We start from the raw sequence: 4,951 nt of genomic DNA, 5'->3' as shown, positions 1-4,951 counted from the left end.
TGTAATTCTTGGGCTGCCCATTTCTCCATTTTTTTGCTTACCTCCACCTTAATTCCTTCTTTCAAAACTATACCTATCAATCGTTTCCCCTTTTTTTAAGTTTCTTCTCTTTTTGTTAAGAAAGATCTGACTAATGGATAGGATCACTACAAGGGTTGGCACTTTTTGAGGGAAAAAAGTCTAAAAGTCTTAGCCAACAAGGTTTTTAGATTTATTCAGCAAACCCTAGTTACTTGGCGGGGAAAAATCGGCAAGCTGCTAGAATTTTACCAGAAAAAATCCAACAGGGAAGATTATCTGATCTTTTATTTACCTCTTGAAAACGGAATTGAAATCCCAAGGGTAGTTAGTAGATATAGAGATTTAGATGCTATGTTTGATGTTGATTAAGAAAGAGATCGCCCCGGTAGAGGTTGTTACCCTTCCCGTCCGCCGTTAGCTGCTCAAAATTGTATCAAATGTACTTGACAAAAAAGACTAAGTATTGTCGAAAAATTGTTAATCAAATTCAATTATAATTAACTTCATTATTCAAAATTTTAGTTAATTATGCGTTACAAACTTTTAGGTAATAGTGGTCTGCGAGTTTCCGAACTATGTCTAGGAACGATGACATTCGGGGAAGATTGGGGTTGGGGGTCCGATAAAGAGGAAAGTCGGACGGTTTTTCAGGCTTTTGCGGAAGCGGGCGGCAATTTTCTCGATACGGCTAATATCTACACTAACGGAACCAGTGAAACATTAGTGGGGGAATTTGTCAAGGGCGATCGAGAAAAATGGGTAATCGCCACGAAATATTCTCTCAACACCCGTCCCGGCGATGTCAATGCCTGCGGAAATCATCGAAAAAACCTCTTTCAGGCGGTAGAAGCTAGTTTAAAGCGTTTAGGTACTGATTACATTGATTTACTCTGGCTTCATCTTTGGGACTCTCTTACTCCTATTGAAGAAGTGCTGCGCGCTTTCGATGATTTGGTCAGGATGGGAAAAGTCCTTTATATCGGCATTTCTGACAGTCCTGCTTGGATTGTCTCCCAAGCAAACACCCTGGCCACCCTACGGGGATGGACACCCTTTATCGGACTACAAATAGAATATTCTCTCAAGGAACGCACCCCCGAACGGGAATTATTGCCCATGGCCAAAGCATTAAATATCGGGGTGACAGCTTGGAGTCCCCTGGGAGGAGGCGTTTTAACGGGAAAATATAATCAACCCAACCCCGTCGATGGTCGTTTAAGCATGACCGACCAACCTTTTCAAATTTTTGATCGCGATTTAAAAATTGCCGAGACTGTCCTAGAGATAGCCAGAGAAATCGGGAAATCACCGGCACAAGTGGCGTTAAATTGGCTCAGAAATCGCCCTAACTCCGTAATTCCCATCATTGGCGCTCGAAAATTGTCCCAATTGCAGGATAATTTAGCCTGTGTGGATTTTAACCTGACTGGGGAACAGCTGCAACGACTCGATAATATTAGTGCCATTTCCCTGGGTTTTCCCCACGAACTTTTAGCCAGTCAATTTGTTCGCGATATCCTATTAGGAGGAGTAGCAGCACAATTAGACCGATGATGGAAGTTTTTGTTTATGGAACCCTGAAACCTAAGCAGAGTAACTATTCTGCCTACTGTGCGGGAAAAGTGATCAACTCTAAAACCGCCTACACAAAGGGGTATTTATACCATCTTACCGCCCTCGGTTATCCCGGACTGACCGAGGGCGAGGGCTGGGTGAAGGGAATTTTATTGACTTTTAACGCAGATTATGATATAGGGCTTTTGGATGCTTTGGAAGATTATCAACCCGGCAGAGCTGCAGAAGAAAACGAGTATCAGCGTCGCAGAATCCCTATTTATAATCTAGAGCGAGAATTGATCGGCGAAGCCTGGGGATATATGATGACACCGGCAAAAATAGCTTTTCATGGCGGTATTTGGCTGCCTTCTGGTTGGTGGACCGGTAGCGATCGAGAATAGGGATGAGGGGTCCGATTCTGTTAAGATATACAAATTAAAAGCTTAATCGTGAAAAAATTATGTATTTACTCCTAGAAGTGGCCAGTGGCAAATTCCCCGTTTATTTTGTGGCAGTTTATGTGGTCGGTTTTCTCGCTGCTGTCACCATCGGTTCGATCGCTTGGTACAATTCTAAACGCCCGGTCGGTTGGGAAGATGCCCAAAGACCCGATATTATCCCCGAAGTGAAGACAGATGTAAATTCTGATTCTCAATCCTAGAAAAAGGCAGTGATCAGTTATTTTAGCCGTCAGCTTTTTTCTCCCTTCTCAGCAGTTATCAGGTTGGTTGGGATTGACCCTTGGCTGCGGACAAGGGACTAAAGACCTGCCTAGGCGGTTATTTCAGGTATTTCCGCCCTTCCTGGCGATGAGAAACACGATCAATCAACCAAGGTCGATCGCAAATCGCTATGATAGAATATTGGTCTTAAATTTCCGTCCCCTCCTCCTCTTATGAAACTGCCTGTCGTCGCTATTATCGGTCGTCCCAATGTGGGCAAATCCACCCTCGTCAATCGTATCGCTGGAGATCAACAGGCGATCGTTTTCGACCAACCCGGGATTACCAGAGATCGCACCTATCAACCAGCTTTCTGGTGCGATCGAGATTTTCAAATTGTCGATACAGGGGGGCTAGTTTTTAACGATGACAGCGAATTTCTCCCTTTAATCCGCGAACAGGCTTTAATCGCCCTAGCAGAGGCAAGTGTGGCGATTTTTGTCGTCGATGGCCAGGCAGGAATTACCGCCGGCGATCGAGAAATTGCCGCTTGGTTACGACAGCAAAATGTCCCGATACTTTTGGCCGTCAATAAATGTGAATCGGTGGAACAGGGTATCCTGCAAGCGACGGAATTCTGGGAATTAGCCATCGGTGAACCCTTCCCCATCTCGGCCATTCACGGCTCCGGTACAGGAGAACTACTAGATGCCCTGATTAAATATTTGCCACCCGGGGCGGCAATTCCCGAAAATGAAGAAATTAAAGTGGCAATTATCGGTCGTCCTAACGTGGGTAAATCCAGTCTCCTCAATGCTTTAACTGGACAACAACGGGCGATCGTTAGTCCGATTTCGGGAACCACCAGAGACTCGATCGATACTTTAATTGAACGAGAAGGACAGGTGTATCGGTTAATTGACACCGCTGGCATTCGCCGTAAGAAGAATGTGGACTATGGAGCCGAATTTTTCAGTATTAACCGTGCTTTTAAGGCAATTCGCCGGTCTGACGTGGTGCTATTCGTCATCGATGTGCTAGATGGTGTCACCGAACAGGATTTAAAATTAGCGGGGCGAATCATTGAAGAAGGGCGTGCGGTGGTGCTAGTGGTCAATAAATGGGATGCGGTGGAGAAAGACACCTATACCATCAATACTTACACCAAAATGCTCCAGGATCGGCTGTATTTCATGGATTGGGCAGAAATGATCTTTGTCAGTGCCATGACGGGGCAAAGAGTCACCAAAATCCTCGAATTAGTCGATATTGCCGCCGAATCTCACCGTCGTCGCGTCAGTACCTCGGTAATCAACGATGTGATCGAAGATGCGGTTAAATGGCACAATCCCCCCACCACCAGGGGCGGAAAACAGGGGAAACTATACTATGGCACGCAAGTATCGAGTCAACCCCCCACGATCGCCCTTTTCGTTAACGATCCCCAGCGCTTTAATGATAACTATCGCCGTTACATCGAAGGGCAATTCCGACAACAGTTAGGCTTTAAAGGAACCCCGATCCGCTTAATCTGGCGCGGCAAACCGGCGCGAGAAGTGGAAAAAACGGTTAATAGAGCCACCAAGGTCTAATTTATGGATTTATTGCGAAGTTTGCCCATCGGTCTTTATCTCGATCAACCGATCACCCGACTACATCAACTAGATGCCAGGGTAAAATTTATCTGGTTAATGGTGTTTTTAGCAGCACCTTTATTAGCTAATGCTTGGTGGCGTTTAGCTTTGGTGGGATTATTAATGTTGTTAACCCTGCTTGCACCTATTCCCCCCCGCGTCTGGCGGCAACAGATGGGCTGGCTGATATTTTTAGCGATTATCGTCTTTCTGATTACTGCCATCACTCCCGATGGTTTAGCGGTCAGTATTCAGCCGCGTTTACCCGATCAAGGGCTGAATTTACCACCAGCAAGTGATTATCAGTATGTTTTATGGGATAAAGGCCGTTTATTTGTTACCCGACGTTCTTTGGAATTAGCAGTGAGAATTAGTACCCTAATTTTTACTTTAATTTATAGCACTAATCTCTTTTTATTGACGACGGCCCCAGAAGAAATTACCGAAGGTTTAGAGAATTTAATCAGTCCTTTACGGCGATTTAATGTGCCGGTGACGGAAATTTCTCTGACTCTGACCCTGTCTTTGCGCTTTATTCCCCTGGTTTTAGAAGAAGTGCAAAATCTAGCCAGGGCAGTGCGAACTAGGGCGATCGATTGGCAAAAATTAGGGATTAAAAAGAGTTTAAACGTCTGGTTAACAGTAGTGGAAAAATTACTAGATAATTTGCTTTTACGCGCCGAACAAATAGCGATCGCTATGGAGGTTCGCGGTTTTACCAGTCCCAATCAGCATCAAGTACGCTGGCACCAATTACAGTTAAGATGGGCTGATTTTATTGCTTTATTTTTGTTAATTCCCTTTTGGGCAGCCCGATTAGTTTGGGGGGGGTTATAGCAGTTATCAGTTATCAGTTATCAGTTATCAGTTATCAGATGCGAGTTTTAAGTGTGCAGTATTAACGCTCTTCTGGGACTTTCGGAAATCCCTGACCGAAGGGTGCATCCCACTTAAGAGCGAGTATAAATACTCATTGAGAGAATTATGAGAGAATAGAGAGAAAAAATCGGAAAAATTTCATGTTAAACATCCCTCCAGAAGAAAAAGCGCAAGTAGAAATATATCTAACCGAGACAG

The 4,951-nt window shown here is 44.6% G+C and carries 5 protein-coding genes; all 5 read left to right on the top strand.

What is annotated here, in order from left to right; translation table 11 throughout:
• The first annotated feature begins 549 nt into the window (after positions 1-549).
• Positions 550-1,575 carry an aldo/keto reductase gene (locus tag IM515_RS20565; RefSeq protein ID WP_287628450.1) on the top strand — a complete coding sequence of 342 codons (1,026 nt, stop codon included), beginning with the start codon at positions 550-552 and terminating at the stop codon, positions 1,573-1,575.
• Positions 1,572-1,979, top strand: a complete 408-nt coding sequence (locus IM515_RS20560; RefSeq protein WP_287628449.1) for a gamma-glutamylcyclotransferase family protein — start codon at positions 1,572-1,574, stop codon at positions 1,977-1,979. Before IM515_RS20565 ends, IM515_RS20560 begins: the two co-directional genes overlap by 4 nt.
• Before the next feature lie 59 nt (positions 1,980-2,038).
• Complete coding sequence (gene psb35 / locus IM515_RS20555) at positions 2,039-2,239, top strand: photosystem II assembly protein Psb35 (RefSeq protein ID WP_002766079.1); 201 nt, start codon at positions 2,039-2,041, stop codon at positions 2,237-2,239.
• Between the two features lie 234 nt (positions 2,240-2,473).
• Positions 2,474-3,832 carry a ribosome biogenesis GTPase Der gene (der, locus tag IM515_RS20550; protein ID WP_002766078.1) on the top strand — a complete coding sequence of 453 codons (1,359 nt, stop codon included), beginning with the start codon at positions 2,474-2,476 and terminating at the stop codon, positions 3,830-3,832.
• 3 nt (positions 3,833-3,835) lie between these two features.
• Entirely contained in the window at positions 3,836-4,711 is an 876-nt protein-coding gene (locus IM515_RS20545; RefSeq protein ID WP_287628448.1) for an energy-coupling factor transporter transmembrane component T family protein, read from the top strand.
• The last annotated feature ends 240 nt before the right edge of the window (positions 4,712-4,951 follow it).

Source organism: Microcystis sp. M44BS1, from assembly GCF_020244875.1.
GTDB classification, from domain to species: domain Bacteria; phylum Cyanobacteriota; class Cyanobacteriia; order Cyanobacteriales; family Microcystaceae; genus Microcystis; species Microcystis panniformis.
This window is presented reverse-complemented; position numbering and strand designations above follow the sequence as displayed.

Coding starts and splice junctions, on each gene's coding strand:
- psb35 (WP_002766079.1), top strand. CDS start 2,039: ATGTATTTACTCCTAGAAGTGGCCAGTGGCAAATTCCCCGTTTATTTT.
- IM515_RS20565 (WP_287628450.1), top strand. CDS start 550: ATGCGTTACAAACTTTTAGGTAATAGTGGTCTGCGAGTTTCCGAACTA.
- der (WP_002766078.1), top strand. CDS start 2,474: ATGAAACTGCCTGTCGTCGCTATTATCGGTCGTCCCAATGTGGGCAAA.
- IM515_RS20560 (WP_287628449.1), top strand. CDS start 1,572: ATGATGGAAGTTTTTGTTTATGGAACCCTGAAACCTAAGCAGAGTAAC.
- IM515_RS20545 (WP_287628448.1), top strand. CDS start 3,836: ATGGATTTATTGCGAAGTTTGCCCATCGGTCTTTATCTCGATCAACCG.